Source organism: Arthrobacter sp. B3I9, from assembly GCF_030816935.1.
GTDB lineage: Bacteria > Actinomycetota > Actinomycetes > Actinomycetales > Micrococcaceae > Arthrobacter.
Genome location: NZ_JAUSYO010000001.1, coordinates 2,653,086 through 2,674,883 on the forward strand (window position 1 = coordinate 2,653,086; position 21,798 = coordinate 2,674,883).

Annotated in this window: 19 protein-coding genes and 1 pseudogene; 12 read left to right on the plus strand and 8 right to left on the minus strand. The window is 66.2% G+C overall.

Annotated elements, in window-relative coordinates; all coding sequences use genetic code 11:
* Positions 1-20: 20 nt before the first annotated feature.
* Positions 21-1,652 (minus strand): OmpA family protein, encoded by a 1,632-nt coding sequence (locus tag QFZ65_RS12445; protein ID WP_306910842.1) that lies wholly within the window; start codon positions 1,650-1,652, stop codon positions 21-23.
* A 675-nt stretch (positions 1,653-2,327) separates the two neighbouring features.
* Between QFZ65_RS12445 and QFZ65_RS12450 the strand changes: the two genes are divergently transcribed.
* Entirely contained in the window at positions 2,328-2,510 is a 183-nt protein-coding gene (locus QFZ65_RS12450) for a hypothetical protein (protein WP_306910843.1), read from the plus strand.
* A gap of 692 nt (positions 2,511-3,202) precedes the next feature.
* Here QFZ65_RS12450 and QFZ65_RS12455 read toward each other — a convergent pair.
* Positions 3,203-4,474, minus strand: a complete 1,272-nt coding sequence (locus tag QFZ65_RS12455) for an FAD-dependent oxidoreductase (RefSeq protein WP_306912569.1) — start codon at positions 4,472-4,474, stop codon at positions 3,203-3,205.
* Positions 4,475-4,483: 9 nt separating this feature from the next.
* Positions 4,484-5,788: pseudogene (locus QFZ65_RS12460) on the minus strand (MFS transporter); the annotation flags it as partial.
* A gap of 48 nt (positions 5,789-5,836) precedes the next feature.
* Here QFZ65_RS12460 and QFZ65_RS12465 point away from each other — a divergent pair.
* The 4 genes from QFZ65_RS12465 (at position 5,837) to QFZ65_RS12480 (ending at position 9,557) form a co-directional block, all read left to right on the plus strand.
* A complete protein-coding gene (locus QFZ65_RS12465) occupies positions 5,837-6,658 on the plus strand; it encodes an IclR family transcriptional regulator (RefSeq protein ID WP_306910844.1) in 822 nt (273 codons plus the stop codon).
* Positions 6,659-6,835: 177 nt separating this feature from the next.
* Positions 6,836-7,981, plus strand: coding sequence for a cupin domain-containing protein (locus QFZ65_RS12470; RefSeq protein WP_306910846.1), 1,146 nt, complete (start codon positions 6,836-6,838; stop codon positions 7,979-7,981).
* A complete protein-coding gene (locus QFZ65_RS12475; protein WP_306910848.1) occupies positions 7,978-8,805 on the plus strand; it encodes a fumarylacetoacetate hydrolase family protein in 828 nt (275 codons plus the stop codon). Before QFZ65_RS12470 ends, QFZ65_RS12475 begins: the two co-directional genes overlap by 4 nt.
* Positions 8,805-9,557 carry a maleylpyruvate isomerase family mycothiol-dependent enzyme gene (locus tag QFZ65_RS12480; protein WP_306910850.1) on the plus strand — a complete coding sequence of 251 codons (753 nt, stop codon included), beginning with the start codon at positions 8,805-8,807 and terminating at the stop codon, positions 9,555-9,557. The genes QFZ65_RS12475 and QFZ65_RS12480 overlap by 1 nt, the downstream gene beginning before the upstream one ends.
* An 89-nt stretch (positions 9,558-9,646) precedes the next feature.
* Here the strand turns inward: QFZ65_RS12480 and QFZ65_RS12485 are convergent, their stop codons facing one another.
* From QFZ65_RS12485 to QFZ65_RS12505, 5 genes are read right to left on the minus strand one after another with little or no spacing between them, the layout of a single operon-like run.
* On the minus strand, positions 9,647-10,261 hold the full coding sequence (locus QFZ65_RS12485) for a TetR/AcrR family transcriptional regulator (protein WP_306910852.1): 615 nt from the start codon (positions 10,259-10,261) through the stop codon (positions 9,647-9,649).
* Positions 10,262-10,286: 25 nt separating this feature from the next.
* Positions 10,287-11,501, minus strand: a complete 1,215-nt coding sequence (locus tag QFZ65_RS12490) for an NAD(P)/FAD-dependent oxidoreductase (RefSeq protein ID WP_306910854.1) — start codon at positions 11,499-11,501, stop codon at positions 10,287-10,289.
* The gene (locus QFZ65_RS12495; RefSeq protein WP_306910856.1) at positions 11,501-11,695 is read right to left on the minus strand and encodes a ferredoxin; all 195 of its coding nucleotides are present in this window, start codon (positions 11,693-11,695) and stop codon (positions 11,501-11,503) included. The genes QFZ65_RS12490 and QFZ65_RS12495 overlap by 1 nt, the downstream gene beginning before the upstream one ends.
* Positions 11,692-12,864, minus strand: a complete 1,173-nt coding sequence (locus QFZ65_RS12500; RefSeq protein WP_306910859.1) for a cytochrome P450 — start codon at positions 12,862-12,864, stop codon at positions 11,692-11,694. The genes QFZ65_RS12495 and QFZ65_RS12500 overlap by 4 nt, the downstream gene beginning before the upstream one ends.
* A gap of 42 nt (positions 12,865-12,906) precedes the next feature.
* A complete protein-coding gene (locus QFZ65_RS12505; RefSeq protein ID WP_306910861.1) occupies positions 12,907-14,628 on the minus strand; it encodes an MFS transporter in 1,722 nt (573 codons plus the stop codon).
* Between the two features lie 258 nt (positions 14,629-14,886).
* Between QFZ65_RS12505 and QFZ65_RS12510 the strand changes: the two genes are divergently transcribed.
* The 7 genes from QFZ65_RS12510 (at position 14,887) to QFZ65_RS12540 (ending at position 21,746) form a co-directional block, all read left to right on the plus strand.
* Complete coding sequence (locus QFZ65_RS12510) at positions 14,887-15,951, plus strand: phosphotriesterase (protein WP_306910863.1); 1,065 nt, start codon at positions 14,887-14,889, stop codon at positions 15,949-15,951.
* Positions 15,948-16,901: a phosphotriesterase gene (locus QFZ65_RS12515; protein ID WP_306910865.1), complete on the plus strand. Its 954-nt coding sequence runs from the start codon at positions 15,948-15,950 to the stop codon at positions 16,899-16,901. Before QFZ65_RS12510 ends, QFZ65_RS12515 begins: the two co-directional genes overlap by 4 nt.
* Positions 16,902-16,981: 80 nt before the next feature.
* Positions 16,982-18,115, plus strand: a complete 1,134-nt coding sequence (locus QFZ65_RS12520) for an FAD-dependent monooxygenase (RefSeq protein ID WP_306910866.1) — start codon at positions 16,982-16,984, stop codon at positions 18,113-18,115.
* On the plus strand, positions 18,112-19,062 hold the full coding sequence (locus QFZ65_RS12525) for an alpha/beta hydrolase (RefSeq protein ID WP_306910868.1): 951 nt from the start codon (positions 18,112-18,114) through the stop codon (positions 19,060-19,062). Before QFZ65_RS12520 ends, QFZ65_RS12525 begins: the two co-directional genes overlap by 4 nt.
* A complete protein-coding gene (locus tag QFZ65_RS12530; RefSeq protein WP_306910870.1) occupies positions 19,059-20,027 on the plus strand; it encodes an MBL fold metallo-hydrolase in 969 nt (322 codons plus the stop codon). Before QFZ65_RS12525 ends, QFZ65_RS12530 begins: the two co-directional genes overlap by 4 nt.
* Entirely contained in the window at positions 20,020-21,051 is a 1,032-nt protein-coding gene (locus QFZ65_RS12535; RefSeq protein WP_306910873.1) for a CocE/NonD family hydrolase, read from the plus strand. Before QFZ65_RS12530 ends, QFZ65_RS12535 begins: the two co-directional genes overlap by 8 nt.
* A complete protein-coding gene (locus QFZ65_RS12540) occupies positions 21,003-21,746 on the plus strand; it encodes a CocE/NonD family hydrolase C-terminal non-catalytic domain-containing protein (RefSeq protein ID WP_306910875.1) in 744 nt (247 codons plus the stop codon). Before QFZ65_RS12535 ends, QFZ65_RS12540 begins: the two co-directional genes overlap by 49 nt.
* Positions 21,747-21,798 lie beyond the last annotated feature (52 nt).

The following is a 21,798-nucleotide window of genomic DNA, read 5'->3' on the forward strand; positions in this document are numbered from 1 at the left end:
TCCTGAGCAGAGTACCAAGGCTAACTACCAGCGACGCGTCCCATCATCCTGCCGAGAAAGCGCACCGGGTCGGCGGAGATCTCGGCTACGACGCGGTGTGCGATGGGTCTAGGACTGATCGTGAAGTCACCGATCGGCGTCGCGATCACCTTGTCATCCAACGCCTTATCGGCAAGGGCATCCGCCGCATACTCGTCAACATAGTGAGACACCCACTTGTTCATTTCAGCTTGAAAGGAGGGTGAGAGGTCAGCCCAGTGCCAGTTGGGCAAGGCCTCGTTCTCATTTTCCGCTGGTCGCGGAAAGTGGCTTTCCGCTTGATACGGCGGACCGATCTCGTTGACAGCGCGGCGCCGTGCATGATCGATTCCGACGTCTTCTGGGGTCTTGTCCGCCTGCTGAACCCCAGTGGCGTAGGCGAATGTCACGCGGCGGTTCAAGTGGTAGTTCGCTTGATCGTGCGAGACGGGAACTCGTTCGCCCATGCTCTCAATACGGATACGGTCGGCATCGAGTCCCAGTGAGGTCAGCTGCAGCCGTACCCGCTCGGCCCGGCGGAGACCAAGATTTTCGTTGTACGGTGCCTCTCCCACCTGGTCGGTGTGACCGACGATGCTGACTTCGGTCGAGGGGTGGTACTGGAGGTATTGCGCAACCATTCCGACTGTTGCCGAGGCTTCCGGCGACAACGTGTCCTGGTCGAACCCGAAATAGACACAGGCCGGCACAAAGGTCGGATCGACAAGGTTGAACAAAGCCTGGCCTTCGTCTAGGCCTATTGACCGGGCTTTATCGAGATCGGCAACCGCCGTGCGGACTGCCTCCTCAACGTACGCACGGTGCTGAGGGTTCTTGTCGAGATCAGAGTCGCCGTAGGCGACCCAAGGATCAGCATCCATGTTGCTGACCACTTTCAGTCCGTTCCTATTCTCGGCGTCGTGCATAGCTCCGCAGATGATCCCCGCAAGTGCTTGGCCGAACATGATCACGACGGGGCCGCGTCCACCGGCCTTTTCGAGACCCTGAGCAATCTGACTGTTGACCTCTGCCCGGATCCTGCGTTTGAATTCGGCTCGAAGGCCCAACCCAATGGGTAATCCACCGACATAGGCCAATTCGTCGAGCGAGGTCTGGGCATCGACCTGGTCGTAGATCTCGTCGACCAGTCGTTCCCGCAGATTGTCGAGCAAACTACGAAACACCATGGGAGCGAACTGGTTGACGTAATATGCCTCGATCTCCTGTCGTGGAACGCGAATGTGACCGCTAGAGAATGCATCCGTGAGGAAGTGGTCGCCAAAGGCTTCTGTCAGGTATGCCTGGTCCATCAGGCCGTCCGTGCGAGTGATTCCGGACTGGAGCGCGAGGTCGACCGCCGCGGTGTGCTTCTCCAACCATGTAGCAACGGCAGTGCCGCCGCCGGCGAAGTGAGGCGCGTTGTTCATTGCCAGTGCGATGTACTGAGACTTTGCCTGTGCTCTCTGGTCGGCCGTTGGTGCAGGCAATAGTGGGCCTGCCGTCCCGGCTATGGAGGCTCGTTCCAAATGAGCGCGGATCATGGCGCGACCTTCATCGGTCTTCGTCGCGCTCATGAGCTCTTCGAGTGTGCCAAACTCATCGCCGGCCAGGGCGACGATCTGGCCGTAGGTCAAGGACACTCCGCCACCCACCGGTACCTGACGATCTATCACATCGCCGAGTCGGACGTGCTCGGAGCTACTCCAACGTTGGATCGTAGGAGTTCGAGGAGGCGACAAAACAGAGGCAATCGCACGGTTACCCGCCGTTCGCCTGAGCGACCCGATCAGCGCGAGTTTCTGAGCGGCGGCGAGGTTGTCGCGGTTGGTCCCCAGGGACCCGGGTGGTTTGAAGAGCGGGTAGCAGGAATCGTGCACACGGGGCATCCATGATGATCGCCCACTGCCACCATCGCTGGGGCGAGTTCGCTCGTGCATGGCCGCCGCCTCACAGGACTGTGACTCGAACGTGTGTCCGCCCCATGTTGTGTCTGATGACGTCCTCATCCTCAGCACGATGGCGCACGCCAGCGGACGCAACTGGTTGCCTGTTCGGGCACCCTGCCGCCCAAGACGCCCGCCGCCGTACAATTCACGGCGGAATCACGGCACTGCGCTGGCGGAAATGTTGGCCTACTTATGTCTCGGAAACGCGTCTCGCCGTATCTTGTCTCGCCCGGGAACTTCGTCCGCTGCAGGAGCAGTGACGCCGCCGGGAAGTTTCCCGTTCCCGGGGCCGACGCGGCGGTGCCCTGGTTGTACGGAGGGCCCGCCCAGCTCTCATCGGGCCGTTCAGAATTACCACACGCTATGGGAGTGCACTCTTTGGCCCGGTCGCTGCTGCTTCAGTGCCGGCCGGAGACGGTCTGGTCCAACGCCGTCCGGAAGCCGGCCTTCGAAGTCGGTGCGGGCATGATGTCCTGGAGCACCGGCAGCATCTCCGGGGCGACGGCCGTTCCTGCCCATGCGCACGGGGCCTCACACCAGCACTAGCCCGTAGTGCCCCGCGTACACTCCTCGCAGCAGACAGCCGGTCCGGTCATCCGCAAGATGACCGGACCGGCTGCGGTGGGCCAAATCGGCCCATCAGAGGAGATTTGTGCGCACTGAGAGGCCCACAAGCCCCTGAAACGGGAAGACACCTGCCCGAGGTGGACTCGAACCGGATTCCAGCCCATCAAAATCCGCCGCTCCCTCGAGAACCCCTTCAATCTGGCCCAGCCCGGCGCCAGTACCACCCCATCCGAGGCGGGAGGGTGTGCACAAATGTGCGCACCCTTGATAGAACTCCCCGCCGACCGCCCCCCGGGCATTCCGAATCGTCAGCCTGAGCACCGCAAGGTGTGAGCTCCTCTATCTAGTCTCGTCGGGAACAAATCCAAAATTCGCCGTCGATGAAGCCCCTGCTCCGAAACACCTTCGACTGAGGACGGGCAGTCCCACAGGGTGGCCTGTTTTTCCTTGCTGGCGCTCTCCAGCAAGTGCGCGGCCATGCACCCAGCCTGAAATCCGGACAGTTCGATATCCGGGCTCGCGCCGCAATCGTCGCCTCCCAGCATTTGTACGACCCGACCGGCCCCGATGTGTGCGCATCGTGAATCTGCTCCGGACCGGCCCCCTAGTGGGACCGGTCCGGAGCACATTCTGCTTTGTCCGACGAGCGGAGTGGCAGGCCGCCCCGCGGGTTAGGCGGAGACCCGCTCCGCAATGCTGGGCTGGGCCTCACGGACGGCAGGCACGCCGTCGCCGTCCTGGCCGTACAGCCAGTCGTTGTACTGGAAATCGTTGTCCTTCCGGCTCTTGAACAGCAGGTTGCGCAGCGTCCGGGCCAGCCCTGAGACGTGCCAGGATTCGCCCCAGACGCGCGCGGTGCGCTGGACCCGCGCCGTGCGGCCGGCACGGATGCTGTTGAACTCCTTGATCGCGCCGTCCCAGGCCTCGGGGTTCACGCCGGCATCGGTGAAGACAGTGCCAATGGTGGCGTCCTGCAGCACAGCAGCGTCCTCGAGCGCCTGGCAGGCGCCCTGGGCGAGGTACTGCAGCATCGGGTGGGCGGCGTCGCCCATCAGCACCATCCGGCCGGCAACCCAGCTTTCGATCGGATCGCGGTCGTACATCGGCCAGCGGATGCCGGTGGCCAGGTTCTTCAGCGCTTCCTGGACGGCGGGGACGCAGTCCTTGTAGGCTGCTTCGAGTTCATCTACTCCCCCGTACTGTTCCTCGCCGCGTTCAAAGGACGGGGACTTGAAGACGGCCACGGTGTTCAGCAGCTCGCCCTTGCGCAGCGGGTACTGCACCAGGTGGCAGTCCGGACCGAGGTAGACGATGACGTCCTCGAGGTCGGCCTTGGGGGTGTCCTCGGTGATCGGGACGGTGCCGCGGTAGGCGACGTAAGCCGAGGAGACGGGCTCGTCGTTGGTCACGAGCGGTCGCAGGGTGGACCGGAGTCCATCGGCGCCGATCACGACGTCGGCCTCATAGTCCACACCGGCGGCAGTGTGGGCCACGCCGCGGCCGTTGACGGTTTCCACACTCTCGACCATGACGTCGTTGACGAGCTTGACGCCGGCGGCTTCGCAGCCTTCGAGCAGGACCCGGTGCAGGTCGCTGCGGTGGATCACGACGTACGGTGCGCCGTAGCGGTCCGCGAATTCGCCGCCGAGGGTTTGGCGGGTGAGTTCCTCGCCGGTGACAGCGTCGCGGAACACCAGGTGCTTAGGCTGCACGCCGATTTCCAGCGCCTTTTCCAGCAGGCCCCAACGCTGCAGGACGCGGGAGGCGTTGGGGGCCATCTGCAGCCCCGCGCCCACCTCGCCGAATTCGGGGGCCCGCTCCACGAGGGTGACTTTGGCGCCGTTTTCACGCAGCGCGAGGGCTCCGGCCAGTCCGGCCATTCCCCCTCCGATGACGAGGACATCGGTGGACGGGCCATTGGTGGACAGGACGTGCTCAGACATTGCTTGCTCCTTGCGGGATAGTTGGAGGCCGATGACGACGAGCAGGACCGCGGCGATGGCGGCTGCGCCGGCGAAGGCGAGGAAATTGGAATTGACGCCCAGCCCGGCCGCCAGCAGGAGGCCCCCGACCTGGGGTGCGGCGACGGCGCCGATGCGGCCTGTCCCCAAGGCCCAGCCCAGCGCGGTGCCACGCAGGTGTCCGGGATAGTGGCTGGCAACGGCGGCGATAATCAGGCACTGTGTGCCATGGGTTCCGACGCCCGCCAGGACCAGCATGAGGTAGACAACGGTGACGGACGGGCCGGTCACGAGGACCACGAGCGCACCGGCGGCGACGGCGGCAGCCGCGATCGCCGTCGGGATCGGGCCGAACCGTGTACCGGCCCAGGCCGTCAGGACAGAGCCGGCCACCGCCCCGAGGTTGAGGGCCAGGGCGAAGGTCAGGGCGGAGCCCAGGTTGTAGCCGGCCAGCTGCATCAGGTTCGGCAGCCAGGTCCCCAGCCCGTACCAGGCGAAGAGCGTGGCGATGGTGGCCAGCGCGAACAGCATACTGATCCCCAGGTACGGGGCACGGAGCAGGGACGAGAAGCCGGCCGGTTCCCCCGCTTTCCGGCCGTTGTCGACACCATTGCCGGCGTCCTTCCCGGCAGCGGCGGCCGGGGCGAGGGTCTCCGGCAGGTATTTCAGTCCCAGCGGCACGACGACCAGCAGGGCCAGCGCGGCGACCAGGAACATCGATTCCCAGCCGAAGGCGGGGATCAGCTGGATCCCGACGAGGGCGGCGATGGACCCGCCGATCGGGACGCCGGACATCATCAGCGTGGCGATGATGGACCGCCACTTGGTGGGGACCAGTTCCGCCACGAGGGCGTTGGCCGACGGCACCAGCCCGCCAAGACCGATGCCGGCCAGCAGCCGAAGGGCGCCGAAGACCGGGGCGTTGGGGGCGAAGGCGCAGAGGATGGTGAAGACCGAGAAGACGATGGCGCAGCCGAGGATGGTGCGGCGGCGGCCCCAGGAATCGGCCATCCGGCCGGCGAAGATCGCGCCGATCATCATGCCGACGAATGCCATCGACCCGATGGTTCCGGCGGTGGCCTTGGTCAGGCCCCAGCCGGTTTCGGAGATCAGGGAGGACTGGACGGTGCCGTAGACAATCAGGTCGTAGCCGTCGAAGACGACGAGGAGCCAGCAAACGAGCACAGCAGCCGCCGTTGCTTTGGAGAACCGGGAGGCAGGACCGTCAGCGGCGGTGGGGCCGGGAGACCCCGGCGCGGACCGTTGCGGCGCTGCAACAGAGGGTGTGTGATTCATGCCACCACTGTCCTAGTCGCGCTAAGTGAACCACAATACAATTCTGATGTGCAGAACAAGCCATCGTCTCCCTCCGCTCGGAAGCCCGTGCAGAAACGGCCGACCTATTCCATTGAGGCCGTGGACAACGCCCTGCAGCTCCTTCAGCTGCTGCGCGACGGCGGGGCGCTGCGGCTCAAGGACGCCGCCGCGGAGCTCGGCGTCGCCCCGTCCACGGCGCACCGGCTGCTGGCCATGCTGGTCTACCGGGGCTTCGCGGTACAGGATGAGACCCGCCGCTACGTCCCGGGGCCGGCGATGGGCGTCGGCCCCGCCGGGTTGTCCTGGACCAAATTGCTCCGCACGCTCGCCCAGCCCCACATGGAACTGCTCTCCGCGCAGCTCAACGAAACGGTTAACCTCATGGTGCGGGTAGGCACCAAGGTGCGCTTCCTCGCCACCGTGGAGGGAAGCAGTGTGCTGCGCGTGGGCGACCGGCAGGGCACCGTCATGCCCGCCAACCGCACTTCCGGCGGAAAGGCCATGCTCGCCGAGCTGGAGCCGCCTATGATCGACCAGCTCTTTCGCAGCAACAACGCCGAGATCGGCGGGGACACCATTCCGGCCGCGGAATACCCGGCGTTCCTGCGTGAGCTCGAGTCCATCCGCAGCAACGGATTCGCAGCGAACTTTGAGGGAACGGAAGAGGGCGTGAGTGCACTCGGAATGGCCCTGCACAACCGGCACGGGCACGTCGTCGGGGCACTCAGCGTTGCGACCCCGGCGACCCGCTTCCGGCGCGTCTTCGACGCCGGGCTGGTGCCCGCGTTGCGCGAAACGTGCCGCCAGCTGGAGATCGATATCTCAGCCAACCCGGCCGACCAAGACTAAGGCCGACTGCCCAACTGGCAGGCAGTTGGGGTCGTTCTCCGGGTTCAGAACGATGGTGAGTGTGCGAGTGACGTGGTTTCGAATTCTGGCTGGCAGAATATGCTGGGGGTCACACTGCCCCGTCCGTAGAGTCGACGTACGCCCAAGAAGCCTACAGACCCTACCGAGGAGCCCCACGTGTCCATCAGCGCGGAGAACACGACTCATGAATCAGTGGCCGCAGCGCATGCCGCTCCGGAGCCTACGCCGGAGGAAGCCGCGCAGCTGGAGCAGCTGTACCGCGACTTCGATAAAGAGAACCTGATCCCGCTATGGACCGAGATCGGCGACCTGATGCCGATGGTCCCCACCCCCAAGGCCGTGCCGCACGTGTGGCGCTGGAGCGATCTGTACCCGCTGGCGGCCCGTGCCGGTGACCTGGTGCCTGTGGGCCGCGGCGGTGAACGCCGCGCCATTGCCCTGGCCAACCCCGGCCTTGGCGGTACCGCCTACGCGACGCCGACGCTGTGGGCTGCGATCCAGTATCTCGGTGCGCGCGAAACCGCGCCCGAGCACCGTCACTCGCAAAACGCCTTCCGCTTCGTCGTCGAGGGCGAAGGTGTCTGGACCGTGGTGAACGGCGACCCGGTCCGGATGTCCCGCGGTGACTTCCTGCTGACCCCGGGCTGGAACTTCCACGGCCACCACAACGACACCGATGAGCCGATGGCCTGGATCGACGGCCTGGACATCCCCTTCGTGCACTACGCGGACGCCGGCTTCTTCGAGTTCGGCACCGAACGCGTCACCGACGAAGCCACCCCGGACATTTCCCGCTCCGAGCGGCTCTGGGCCCACCCGGGCCTGCGCCCGCTCTCCGGCCTGGACGACACCACCAGCTCCCCCATCGCCGCCTACCGGTGGAAGCACACCGACGCCGCGCTGCGCGAGCAGTTGCTGCTCGAGGACGAGGGCCACCCGGCCACCGTGTCCCAAGGCCACGCCGCCGTCCGTTACACCAATCCCACCACCGGCGGTGACGTCATGCCGACAATCCGCGCTGAGTTCCACCGCCTGCGGGCGGGCGCCTCGACCGAAACCGTCCGCGAGGTCGGTTCCAGCGTCTGGCAGGTCTTCGAAGGCCGCGGCTCCGTCGTCCTGAACGGCGAAACCCGGACCCTGGACAAGGGCGACCTCTTCGTCGTTCCGTCCTGGGCTGCGTGGTCGCTGCAGGCCGACGCTGGCTCTCAAACGGAGTTTGATCTTTTCCGCTTCAGCGACGCCCCCATTTTCGAACGACTGAACTTCAACCGCACCTACATCGAAGGACGCAAGAACGCATGAGACTCCTCACCCTCCGCACCGGAAATGGCACAACCAAAGCCGTACGCCAGGACGGCGGCACCCTGACCGAGATCGACGGCTTCGCCAACGTCGGCGAGCTGCTCCGCACCGCGGACTGGGAAGCGACGGCCGCAGCTGCGGCCGGAGTCACCCACCCGCTTGAAGGTGCGGACCTTGACGCCGTGGTACCCGCGCCCGGCAAGATCATCTGCGTCGGCCACAACTACCGCAACCACATTAAGGAAATGGGCCGGGAAGTCCCCGAGCACCCCACCCTGTTCGCCAAATACGCCGAATCCCTGATCGGCCCCAACGATGACCTGGCCCTCCCACAGGAATCCGACGCAGTCGACTGGGAGGCCGAACTCGCCGTCGTGATCGGCAAAAAGGGACGCCGTATCCCGGAGGCCGATGCCGCGGACCACATCGCCGGCTACACCGTCCTGAACGATGTGTCCATGCGCGACTACCAGTTCCGCACCATCCAGTGGCTGCAGGGCAAGACCTGGGAGAAGTCCACCCCGTTCGGTCCCGCCCTGGTCACCAAGGACGAATTCACCGCCGGCCCGCTGATGACCTCTGAAGTCGACGGCGAAGTCCAGCAGAGCACCCCGACCGGCGACCTGGTCTTCACCCCGGAATTCCTGGTCTCCTACATCTCCACCATCATCACGCTGAACCCGGGCGACGTGATCGCCACCGGCACCCCCGGCGGCGTCGGCCACGCCCAGGACCCCAAGCGCTACCTGCAGGAAGGCCAGCTCCTGGTCACCACCATCGAGGGCCTGGGCCAGCTGCAGAACCGCGTGGTCAAGGAAGCCTGATGGTTGCCCGCCACGACCAGACGACGGACCCCGAACTGCAGGCGGCCCTGCTACAGGCGCGCCGCGGCACGGCGTTCTTCGCCCGCAAGCTCAGCGAGCTCTCCGACGCGGAGCTCGACGGCGGTTCGCTGCTGCCGGGCTGGAGGCGCCGCCACATCACGGCGCACATCGGATACAACGCTCGGGCCATCGCCCGGCTGGTCGAGTGGGCGGCCACCGGAGTTGAAACCCCGATGTACCCCTCCGCCGAGGTCCGCGACCATGAAATCAACTTCGGCACCACGCTGAGCCCGATCGCCCTGCGGCACCTCTTCGACCACTCCGCCGTGCACCTGAACGTCGAATGGCGGGACCTGCCCGAGGACGCCTGGCACCACAAGGTGCGCACCATCCAGGGACGGGAAGTGCCCGCCACCGAAACCGTCTGGATGCGGAGCCGGGAAGTCTGGATGCACGCTGTGGACCTGGACAACGGCGCCGTCTTCCGGGACATCCCCGTCCCGGTCCTGGAGCGGCTGCTCCAGGACATCACGGGAGCCTGGAAAACCCGCGGGACCGATGCGGGACTGATAGTCAAGGTCACGGACCGCGGCCTGACATTCGGGGACACGACGCCGGCGTCCCCCACCGTGGTCTCCGGACCGCTGGCCGCCGTCGTCGAATGGGCCGCCGGCCGCGGCCGCGGCGGCGTCACCGCGACAGGGCCCGGTACCTCGAACGGAATGGTTCCGGCCGCCCCGAAGTGGATCTGAGCCGGCACTCGTACAAATTGGTAGACCGGAATAGCCCCCTCACGGAGGGGGCTATCCCGGTCTAGCAGACGCTGTCAGCGGCCGACGTTTCAGCCTTCGTCGCAGAGCAGGTGGTACCAGCTCTCGGACAGTACCTCCAGGGCGTGTTCGCGGTTTGGTTCCAACTTGCGCCGCGTCCAGAGCGTGGCCACGTAGTCGAGCGAGGTGAAAGCCAGGGTTCCGCGGATGTGGCGCGTCTCTTCGGTGAATCGTCCGGCGAGCTGCATGCCGCGGACCAGGTCGGAAATGACCTCCTCGTGCCATTTTTCGACCATGGTGCGAACCTCACGGTCGACGGCGGCGGCCTCGTCGAGGACATCGAGGTAGGGGCGGAAGACCGGCCAGAGCGCCGCCCTGGATTCCAACCAGGCAAGGATGCCGGGCAGCTCGCCGGCACGCACCACCTCGACGAGGTCGGCGGCGGTGGAGCCGCTCTCCGGGCCGTCCGCGCGGTCCAGTACCGAATTGACGCGCGCCATAAAGTCCCGCATCAAATCACTGCGCGAAGGGTAGTAAGCGTAGAAGGTCACCCTGGTGGTGCCGGCCGCCGCCGCGATCTCGTCGATGGTGGTCCCGGCGTAGCCCTTCTCGGTGAAGAGCTCAAGCGCCCGTTCCACGATCATGTCGCGGGTGAGCTTCTTCTGGGCTTCTCGCAACGACGACATGGATCAATCCTAACGGTGTAGGACGTCAAACCCGGGCGGGCGACGCGGGTCTCCACGCCGCCGGACCCGCGTCAGCCAGTCGGCGCAGTTTGGGCACCGGGATCCGGTAGTTGACCGCGGCTGCGGTCCCGGAACCGTCCGGGTTGGCCCAGCGAAGCAGCGCCGACCCGTCGTCCGCGCCCGGCTGGCAATAGTCCGGGACACCCGCCACCGGGGTGAAGCCGACGGCTTTGAGGGACAACCCGAAGCCTTCCGTCCAGAAGTAGGGCTGGAAATTGAACTCGGGTGCGGCGTCGCCCTGCAGCAGTCCGACGGCGGCAACCTTGGCCTGGTCAATCGCACTCGTCCACAGCGGAACCCTCTGCACACCGCGGTGCGTGGGAAACGACGCCACGTCGCCGGCGGCCACGATCTCCGGCCGCAGCCGCCCTCGCGAGTCCACGCGCAGCGAGCCATCGCTGAGCAGGCTTGAACCGGCCAGCCAGTGGATGTTCGGCTCATCGCCGACGGCGGTGACCACAAGATCCGCGTGGAGTTCGGTGCCGTCGGCCAGGACTACCTTGGCCCCGGCACCATGATCGACCAGGCGGGCCTTGCCCCCGCGGACCACCCGCAGGCCGCGCCGGATGGCGGCAGTGGTGAACATATCGGCCAGATAGCCGCCGAGCTGATGCAACAATGGCGAGGCATCGGCGACGAGGGTGACCTCGCAGCCTGAGTGCAGGCAACCGGACGCGACCTCCATGCCGAGCGGCCCTCCCCCGATGACGATGACCGAGGTGCGCGAGGCGACACGTTCCTTGAGACGGACCGCATCCTCGATGGTGCGCAGGGTGAACTCCGGGGAGCCACCGTCCGGGCCCGTTCCTGCTGTTCCTTGCCCGGCTGCGAGGCGCCTGGCCCGGGAACCGGAGGCGATGACCAGGCCGTCATACGGCAGGTCGCCGCCTCCGTCCAGGAGAACCCGCCGGCCCTCGACGTCGAGGCCCGTGGCGCTCACGCCGAGCAGCGCGGTTGCTTCGTGGGTCGGCTCGGGGAGCTCGTGTGCGTGAAGTGCGTCATCACCGCTCTTCCCGCCAGCGTCGTGGAGCAGCGCTTTGGACAGGGCCGGGCGGCTGTAGGGATGGTGGCGTTCGGCGCCCACGACAGTGAGCTCACCGTCGAAGCCCGCCGAGCGAAGCGAGTCGCAGGCCGTGAGTCCGGCGATGCCGTTGCCGACCACCACTATCCGGCGCATCATCAGGCGGCGGCCAATCGCAGCGCGGCAACCGGGCAGACCCGGACTGCCACCTTGGCGGCATCGAGGTCGGCTCCGTCGACGTCGGGAACATCGATCACCAGTTCGCCGTCGTCATCGAGGTGCATCAGCTTCGGTGCGGCTTCCTCGCACAGGCCGTGTCCCTCGCAGCGCGGACGGTCCAGTTCGATCCTCATGCTGCCACCACCTTTTCGACCTGGAGCAGCTCGACGCTTCGGGTGATGTTGCTCGGCTCCCGGACCTCATCCGCGATTGTCAACGTTTTTACCCTGCGGGCGAGGGCCTCGATGATGGCGTGCGCTTCGAGTTTGGCCAGCCCCTGGCCGGCGCAGCCGTGCGGGCCGTAGCCGAAGGAGAGGTGGTCCACCGGGTTGCGCGCAATGTCAAAAATGTCCGGATTCTCATAATGTCGCGGGTCCCAATTGCCGGCGCCGAAGAGGATGCCCACCTGGGCGCCTGCCGGGATGGTGACTCCGTCGATTTCGACGTCGCGGGTCGCCTTGCGGCCCCAGATGTGGACCGGGGCCCAGTAGCGCAGCACTTCGGCGAAGGCTGCGGGAACGAGTTCCGGGTTCTCCCGGACCAGCTCGAACTGTTCGGGGTGGTGGCCGAACAGCGCAATGATGTTGCCGATCGACGCGATGGTCGTGTCGACGCCGGCGCCAAGGTACTGGTGGATGATGTGCCCGGCAGCGCCTTGCGGGATGTCGCCGCGGGTTTCGGCGTCGAAAATGCCGCGGCCTATGGAGCCGGGCGTGAGGTCTTCGGCGGTGACGGACGAGCACCAGCCGTAGAGTTCGCCGGCGATCGGGAAGCTCTCCTGCGTGCGCCGGTTCAGGGGCCCGATGACCTGCATGGCGGCCTGGCCCCAGCGGAGCATGTTGTCCTTGACGTGGCCTTGGAAGCCAATGAGGTCGGCAACGATCTCGATTGGGAAGGCGCGGGCCAGGGCATCGATCGCTTCGAAGCTGCCGCCGGCGGCCAGCTCGGCGACCAGCGTGTCAGCCTTATCGTCGATGACGACTTTCAGGCCGCGGAGCGCGCGCGGTGTGAGGTTCTGTGACAGCGTGGCGCGGAGCTGGGTGTGGAGGGGCGGGTCGGAGGCCAGCGAGGTGCCCTGCAGTGCCTCGTTCACCATGGGGTTGAAGCCGATGCTGGTGGATGAGAAGGTTTCCGGGTCTCCGAGGGCATCGCGGATGGCGTCATAGCGGGTCAGGACGTACAGGTCGTTCTTGGGCAGGTGGACCACACCGGCTTGCTCACGGAGTGAGGCGTAGGTCGGGTACGGGTCGACCAGGATGTCGTCATCCCAGATGTCGATGTCGGATTCGATGGGTGCAGTCATGGTGTTCTCCTTGTTGCATGGTCGGTTGCCGGGCCGTTCGACTCAGACGGCGGCCTCGGCGTTGGCTTCGGCGGTTTCAGCGGTCGCGTCGGGCGTGGGTGCCGAGGACCGGGCGGAAATGAAAAGGGTGAGCACGGCGGAAAGAGTCGCCGCGATGCCCGCGGCAAGGTAGACAGTCTGGAAGCCGTGGCCCAGGGATGTCCCTGCAGCGCCCTGGATCTGCTGCTTCACGGTACCGAGGGCCTGGACCAGGCCGTCCACGGCCTGGGCGGGTGCGCCGCCGGCCGCTGCCTGGCCGGAGAACTGCGCGATCACGCCGTCCCAGCCGGAGAGGAAGCCCAGCGGCGGGACGTTCGACAACCCGGCTACAGCGGTGGCAGGCAACCCGGCCCCGCCGAGGATCCCGGTGAGGGGACCGGCGAAGACGCTGGCGCCAACCCCGAACGCGATGGCTGAGCCGATCACGGGTCCCAGCGCGAAACCGAGGTCGCGCAGGAGGTTGGTGGTGGCGGACGCCATGCCGATGTGGTGCGGCTGGACGGTGTTGATGGCAACAGCGGTGATGGATCCGACCGTGAGCGCGAACCCGATGCCCAACAGCAGGAGCGGGGTAATGAACGCCGTCCACGGAGTTCCGCCGAAGGCCTCCGGGGTACCCAGGGCGAACGTCGAGAGCCAGAAGGCGGAGACGGCCATGAAACCGAACCCGGCCGTCAGCACCCAGCGCGGAGCCACATGGTGGATCAGCCAGCCCACCACCGGGATGAACGCAAAGGCCGGGCCCTGGATGAACACGAACAGCACGCCGACCTGCCAGGCTTCGGCGAGGGCGAGTCCGCCGACAGCGACGCTGGTGCTGAAGCAGACGGCAAGGAAGGCGAACATGCCGGTGACCGCAACGATGCCGGTGATGGAGTAGGCACTGTTACGGAACAGCGACAGGTGGATCAGCGGCTGCGGGCTACGCATCTCGATGACGACGAAGGCCGCCAGGAGGAGGCCGCCGACGACGTAGCTGGCGATCACCTCGGCGCTGCCGAAACCGGCGTCGACCGCCTGCACGGTGGCGAAAAGGACAGCGATCAAGCCCAGCGCGAGCGTCGCCTGACCTGGCAGGTCCATTTTGCGCCCCTCGGCGGCTGCCGAATCCTTCGCACGGACCGCAACGATGAGAACGGCGACGGCGATCGCGGCGGCGACGTAGTAGGCGACACGCCAACCACTGAAGGCGTTAGGTGCGCCTGGCCCGGCCCCCGGAACGGTGAAGGCCGCAGCCGTCAGGCCTGCCAACGTGGGAGAGATGACCGCGCCCAGCGAGAGGAACCCGGCCCAGGTCGCGATCACTTTCGCCCGGGCGCGGTGGTCCGGGGTGATCGCCGCGATCATGGACAGCGAAATCGGGAACAGAATGCCGGCCCCGATGCCGCCGACCGCCTGCGCCGCGATCATCATTTCGGTGGTGGACGCCAGTGCCGCCAAGATCGACCCCGCGACGCTGACCACGGCGCCTGCGTACAGCAGCTTCTTGCGCCCGAACATGTCGCCCAGAAGCCCCCAGCTCAGCTCGAACACCACGATGCCCATCATGAACATGCCTGCGATCCAGGTCAGCCCCGCGCCGGAGGTGTGGAATTCGACGGCGAAGGTGCCGTTGAGGGCGCCTGGCAGGGCGTTGGTGATCTGGGCCAGCGTGACCGCACTGTAGGCGGCGACGAATGTGGCCCGTACCGAGCCGCGGCTCGAAATCGAGGGCGTCTGACTCATCGATGAAACTCCTTTGTTTCGAAGTGTGTGTGGCGTTCACCACAGCTTGGAGCAAGCTTTACAGGCTGTCAAGGGCGCGTACGCAACGTATGCTTCATAAACGCACCGTGCGAGCCGCGCATCGCCATACGCTCCGATTACATCTTTGACACAATGTAAAGCATTGTGTGATGCTGGCTACACCGCAACGGAGCAACGGCCCGGCCGAACTCCGCGGCGCTCCTGCCCACAGCACCGGAACTCCAAGGGAGAAGCCACATGAGTCACCCCACACCCCCCGGCTACGGCGAGGCGATTGACGCCAACGCCGGGCAAACCGTCAACACGGTCCTGGGTCCAGTCCCGGCTTCCGAACTGGGAGTTGTCGCGGTCCATGAGGCCCTGCTGTCCGTACTCCCCGGCGCCCAGTACGCCCCGGACATCTCCATGGACCGGGCCGAGATCTTCGAGACCTTGGCCACCAAGCTCTCCGACTTCCGCAACCACGGCGGCGGCACCGTCGTCGACAGCACCGGCATGTTCCACGGCCGCGACCTCAAGCTCTACGAGGCACTGTCCCGCTCCACCGGCGTCCACATCATCGCCTCCACCGGCATGGGCCCCGAGGAAGAACTCGGCGGATATTTCCTGACCCCGCAGGCCAACCCGCCCACCCCGTGGCCGGCCGAAAAGTTCAGCGAACTCTTCGGCAAAGAGGTCAGCGAGGGGATGGTGGTCCCCCGCGTGGAGCGCCGCGCCGCCGCCGGCATCGTCACCACCATCGCAGACCGTGCCGGTATGACCCCAACCGAGGAAAGCCTCTTCCGCGGCTCCGCCCGCGCCGCGAAGAACACCGGCATCGCGGTCTCCATCCGCTTCGGAGCCGATGCCCTGCACGACCTGGACATCGTCCTGGACGAGCAGATCGGGGCCGACCGGGTCCTCGTCGGCGACCTGGACCGCAGTGACGCCAAAGGTGCCGCGCTCGAGGTGGCGGCCCGGGGAGCCTTCGTCGGCATCGACCATGTCGGCCTGAACGAGAACGCGGACTACCTCACCGACCACGAGCGCGCCGACCTGGTGCTTGATCTCGTCAAGGCCGGCCATGCCGACAAGATCATCCTTTCGGGCAACTCGATCGGCGTGGCCAAGGGCCTGCCGGAGTACAACCTGCCCTACAGCCACGTCCTGGCCACGTTCGTGCCGCTCCTCAAGACCCAGGGCCTAAGCGAAGACGACGCCCGGCGGATCCTTGTGGACAACCCGCGCAAGCTGCTGACCGTGCGCTCAGCGCGCCGCGGCCACCAGACACCAACCTTTCAAACCTCCGAGGTGAACGCATGACCAAGGTCAATACAGTGCTGGGAACCATCCCGGCCGAAGAACTGGAAATCGTGGCGGTCCACGAACACATCGGCTACGGCATGCCCGGGTCCGAATTGGACACCAAGTGGTGGAAGTCCCCGGAGCAGGCCTACGAGGAGACCGTGCCGAAGCTGCGGAAGTTCCGTGAATACGGCGGCGGCACCTTCGTGGACGCCACGGGCATCTGCAACGGCCGTGACGTCGACTACTACAAGTCCCTGTCGCAGAAAACGGGTGTGCACATCGTGGCGTGCACCGGCTTCGTCGGCGGCGACACCGCACTGCCGCACTTCTCCCGCGCCAGCGTGGACTACCTCGCGAAGGTATTCATCCACGAGATCACCGTCGGCATCGGCAATACCGGTGCCAAGGCCGGCGTCATCAAGGTCGGCGTGAGCCGCGGCCGCCGGATGACCGACCTGGATAAGCGCATATACCGGGCCGCGGCGCGCGCCGCCGTCGTCACCGGTGCACCGATCCTGACCCACCTGGCCATTGACCCCGAACCGGCCGTGACAATCTTCAACGAAGAGGGCCTGCCGCTGGACCGGGTGCTGTTCGGCCACGCCGACGACGGCCTGAACGCACCGATCACTCCGCACGACTGGATCTACGAGCAGGGCGGCCGGATCGGCTTCGACACCTTCGGGTACGACCTGGAACTGCCGGATCCGCCGTTCTGGGGCCGCAAGCGCGCAGAACGCATGCAGCACTTCGTCAACCTCGTGGAGAAAGGCTACGCAGACAAGCTCCTCGTCTCGGCAGACGCAAACTGTAGCCCGCTGGGCTGGCCCGGCGTGAGGGGGCACACCATCAACTACATCTTCGAGGACATGATCCCCGACATGCGGGCGGCGGGCATCGACGACGCCACCCTCAAACTGCTGCTCCAGGACAACCCGGCCGACTTCCTGTCACTGCACGCCTGAGCCGGGCACAGGCCAACACAACTTACCCGTTCCAGCAGGCACGGCCCGGGCCACGAAAGACTTAAGAAAGAGATGAAACCATGAAGGCAGAAGAGATCAAGAACCTCAAGATCGCCATCGTCGGCGCAGGCTACGGCGGCGCTGCGGCGGCCAAGGCCCTGAGCCTGCTCGGTGCGGACGTCACGGTCTACGAGCAGGCTCCCCAGATGGGCGAAGTGGGCGCCGGCATCGGCCTGCGCCCCGCCACGATGGCCCGGTTTCGCCAGTGGGGAATCTTCGACGCGGTCGCCAAGGTGAGCTCGGCGAGCGACTTCTTCGAAATCCTCACGGCCACAGGCGACCCGATCATGAAGGACAGCTGGCCGGAGTTCGGCGAAGAGAAGCACACGTACCTCATCCACCGCCGCGACTTCATCGAGGCCCTGCTCAGCGTGCTTCCAGAGGGCATGGTGCAGCTCGGCCACAGGTTGGAGACCATCGTGGACAAGGGCGCCCGCTCCGTCCTGACCTTTGCCAACGGCGAGAGAGCAGAGGCCGATCTGGTGGTCGGTGCCGACGGCATCAAATCCACAGTGCGCGAGCAGCTCTTCAGCGACAAGGGCCCGGTGTTCTCCGGCGAGCACGCCTACCGGGTGGTGATCTCCGCCGACGACGCCCACGGGATGGTCGTCGACGACAACCTGCGGATGTACATCGGCAAGGGCACCAAGGTTTACCTGCTGCCGCTGCGGCACCGCAACCAGATGTCCTTCGACATCACCGCCCTGAACCCGGACGGGACCTGGGCACCGGCGATCACGAAGGAAGAACTCCTGAAGACCGTGGAAGGGTTCGATGAGCGGATCGTAGCCATTGCCCGCGGCCTGGACATGAGCACCGTCAACATCCGCGCCGTCTATGACATTGACCCAGTGGACACCTGGCACACCGACTCCGTGGTTCTGATGGGCGATGCGGCGCACTCAATGCTGCACCACCAGGGCCAGGCGCGCGAACTCCGCCATCGAGGACGCCGGAGCACTGGCCGACGCACTCGCCCAGGCCGGTTCGGTCCAAAAGGCCCTGGCGCTGTTCCAGGCAACCCGCAAGCCGGTGACGGACGAACTGCAGCGGATCTCACGACAGGGGTGGAGCGAGGAAGAGGTCAACGACGTCTTCCCGGGTCAGAAGCCCAAGTCCCAGCAGCCCGTCCAGGTGGAGGCCTAACCCCATGACCATCCATCCCGAAATCGCCAAAATCCTCAGCACCCTGCCGGCACCCGACGGCTCTCCGCTCAATCCCGAGGCTATGCGCGCCGGCGAGGCCGCGCAGGTTCCGCCAGTCGAGGACCGACTCCCGTTGCACTTGGTCGAGGACGCGACGGCTGTGACGGCGACGGGCGAGGTGCCCGTCCGCATCTACACGCCGGTGGAGGCGGACGCGTACGGCCTCCTTGTCTATTTCCACGGCGGCGCCTTCTTCCTGGGCAGCCTCGACACGCACGACCACGTGGCCCGTTCTTTGGCCAAGGAAACCAGCCACAGGGTCATCTCCGTGGACTACCGCCTCGCGCCCGAGGCGGCCTTCCCGGCCGGGCTCGAGGACTGCTACGGCGTGGTCCGCTGGGCCGCGGAGCAGGGCGAAACCCTGAAGTGGGACGGAAAGAACCTCGCCGTCGCCGGTGACAGCTCGGGCGGCAACTTTGCAGCCGCCGTTACCGCCAAGGCCCACGACGCCGGATTCGACGCCATCACCCACCAGATCCTGTTCTACCCATCCCTGGACCTGGACTTCGACGTCGACCGCTACCAGTCGCTTCGGGAGAACGCTGAAGGGTACGGGCTGGAAACGGCGGGCCTGCTGCCATTCAACTCCTTCTACCTGGACAGCGGGGCGGACCCCGCGGATGCGCTGGTCTCCCCCATTAAGCGTCAGGACCTTTCCGGCCTGCCGCCGGCCCTGATCGTGACTGCCGAGCACGACCCGCTGCGCGACGAAGGCGAGCTCTACGGCCGGCGGCTCACCGATGCGGGCGTGGAAGCGTCGGTGCGCCGCTATGCAGGCGCCAACCACGGCTTTGTCCAGAACTTCTCCTGGATTCCGGAGTTCTACGATGTGTTCGAAGAGGCGGCCGGGTTCCTGGGCAGGGGCGCCGGGACCAGCGGGGGCGCAGGACAATGATGAAACCGGTCGACGTCCACCCCCTGATCTCGCCGTGGGGGCGGTTCGGTCTCTACAGCTTCTTCATAGACGCCCCCGAACCCGCGATTGTCGATACGGGGATCGCGTCCTCCCCCGCCGAAGGCATGGCGCCGGCGCTGGCCGCAATCGGCCGCCGGATCGAGGACGTCCGCTGGATCCTGCTGACCCACGGACACATCGACCACATTGGGGGCGCATATGCCCTGTGGGAGCTCACCGGACGCCGCGCGCAGGTGGTCATCCACGAGGCCGACGCCCCGTTGTTGCGCTCGCGCCGCGCCCACGTGGACGAATACCTGTCGGGGAGGGGAAAGTATCTGCAGGACCCCGACGGCGAAGCAAGGCTGACCGCTGCCACGAAGGCCGTGATTTCGGGCGAGATGGAGCCGGACCTGCTGGTGCGCGGCGGGGAGACTATTTCCCTTGGCGGCGACGTCGCCGTCTCGGTCCACTCGATCCCGGGCCACACCCGCGGATCGGTCGCCTATGTCCTTGACGGCCAAAACGACGTGTTCGTCGGCGACGCTGTCCAGGTCCATGGTGCCGCCAACGGCTTCCCAGGATTCGTCGACCCGGCCGGCTACCGCTCCAGCCTCCAGTACCTCAGCGAGGAGATCCGGCCACGCCACCTCTACCTTGGTCACCCGTACCGACGTGCGGACGGCACACCGTACGGCGTGGAGCTCGACGCCGGCCAGGCGAAGGAAGCGCTTCAGGAGAGCCTGGCGGTCGAGGCGCGCGTCCGTGAGGCGGCCTGCGGCTGCCTGGCCGAGGGACTTCAGCAGACGGATTCGCCGTATTCCCCCTTCGCCCGGGCGGCAGCGGAGCTCGGCTACGAGTCAGACCCCGGCCTGGAGCCGTCCCCGTTCTTCACGACGCTCCACGGCTATCGCACGGCGTCGGACCACACGACAGAAAATGAGGAGATCAGCACTCATGGATGACTTCCAGCTACTGGACGCCGGTGGCGAAAAGATCGCCGTGCGCAAAGAACTGCGGGTTCCCATGCGCGACGGCGTCGAGCTCGCTGCGGACGCCTACCAGGGTCCCGAGGACAAGCCCCGCCCTGCCTTGGTGGCGTTGAGCCCCTACGGCAAGGAACTGCAGGCCCTGGCCTTGACCACCCCGCCGCAGCGGCGCCCCAGCCCAATGTGGGACGGCTGCATCGAGGCGGGCGACATCGCGCGGATCGTCAAGGAGGACTACGTCCACGTCATCGGCGACCTGCGCGGCTCCGGCCACTCCGGCGGTGAGCACATCGGCAACTACAACGCCGGCGGAGTCTCGCTGGGCGAAGACGCGTACGACTTCATTGAGTGGGTCGCGGAGCAGCCATGGTGCGACGGCAACGTCGGCATGGTGGGGATCTCCTACTTCGGTTCCATGCAGGTGCTGGCCGCGGCCGAGCGCCCGCCGCACCTGAAGGCGATTTTCGTCTCCGGCGGACACTACGACTTCTACGAGACCACCTACCACGGCGGCATCATGTGGTTCATGCCGCGCGCCGCCCGCGAGGGCCGCGGCGGCGACTCCGGCTGGGCCTTCACCGATAACGTCAAGTCCCGCATGATCGAGAAGTACTCCCCCGCGGAGCTTAAGGAACTCGTCGCCAAGCGCCTTGAGGATCCTGACGTCGCCGCCTGGCCCAACCTCGTCCACGTGCTGCATTACCCGAAGAACCACGAAGCCTGGTTCGACATCGTCATGAACGAACTGGACGGGGACTGGTACGAGGAGCGCAACCCCATCACGCTCGCCCCGAACATCGACATCCCGGTCTGGCTGCAGATCGACCAGGGCCGCGGCTGGACCATGGACGGCACGATCGAACTGTTCAAGGAGCTGAAGGGGCCCAAGAAGCTGGACATCGGCCCCTACCCGCCGATGCAGTCGCGGCCTTCATCGAGGAGCACGACAAGATGTTCCGGTGGTACGAGTACTGGATCAAGGGCATCGACAACGGCGTGATGGATGGGCCGGCAGTCAGCGTCTTTGTGGAAGGTTCCCGCCAACTGGTGACCGCAGAGCAGTGGCCGCCCAAGGACGTCGAATACAGGCCGCTCTACCTGCGCCCGCGTCACAAGCTCGCGACCGGGCCGGAGCCGATGGGAGCGGAATACGCCGTGCCGGATGGCTTTTACCAGGCGCCGCTGACCGTGACGGACAAGGTGGAGATCCTCAGCTGGTCCACCCCGCCCTTCGAGGAGGACACGGAAATGATCGGCACGGGTGCCGCGCACATCTTCGCCGAGATCGACCAACCGGATTCCAACTTCATCCTGCGCCTGTGGGACTACGCGCCCAACGGCAAGCGCCAGCTCATCACCAGCGGCTACCTCAAAGCCTCGCACCGCGAACTCGACGAACGCAGCACCGAGGGCAGCCCGGTCCACCCGCACACCCGCTCCGTTCCGGTTGAACCCGGCACGATCGAGGAATACGTGCTGCGGCTCTACCCGTTCGCCAACACCTTCAAAGCCGGACACACGCTCACCGTCGAACTGTCCAACGACGAGCCGCTGGCCGACGAGCACAACGCCCTGCTGCCCCCCGACGCCTTCCACCTGCCGGTGGGCCGGCCTGTCACCCATAAGATCTACCGCGACGCTGCCCACCCGTCCCGGCTCGTCCTGCCCTTCACCACCAAGCGGTCGAGTAGCTGACAAGAAATGACCCTTCGCACTCGCGGAAATGTTCCACAAGTGGACCGCATCT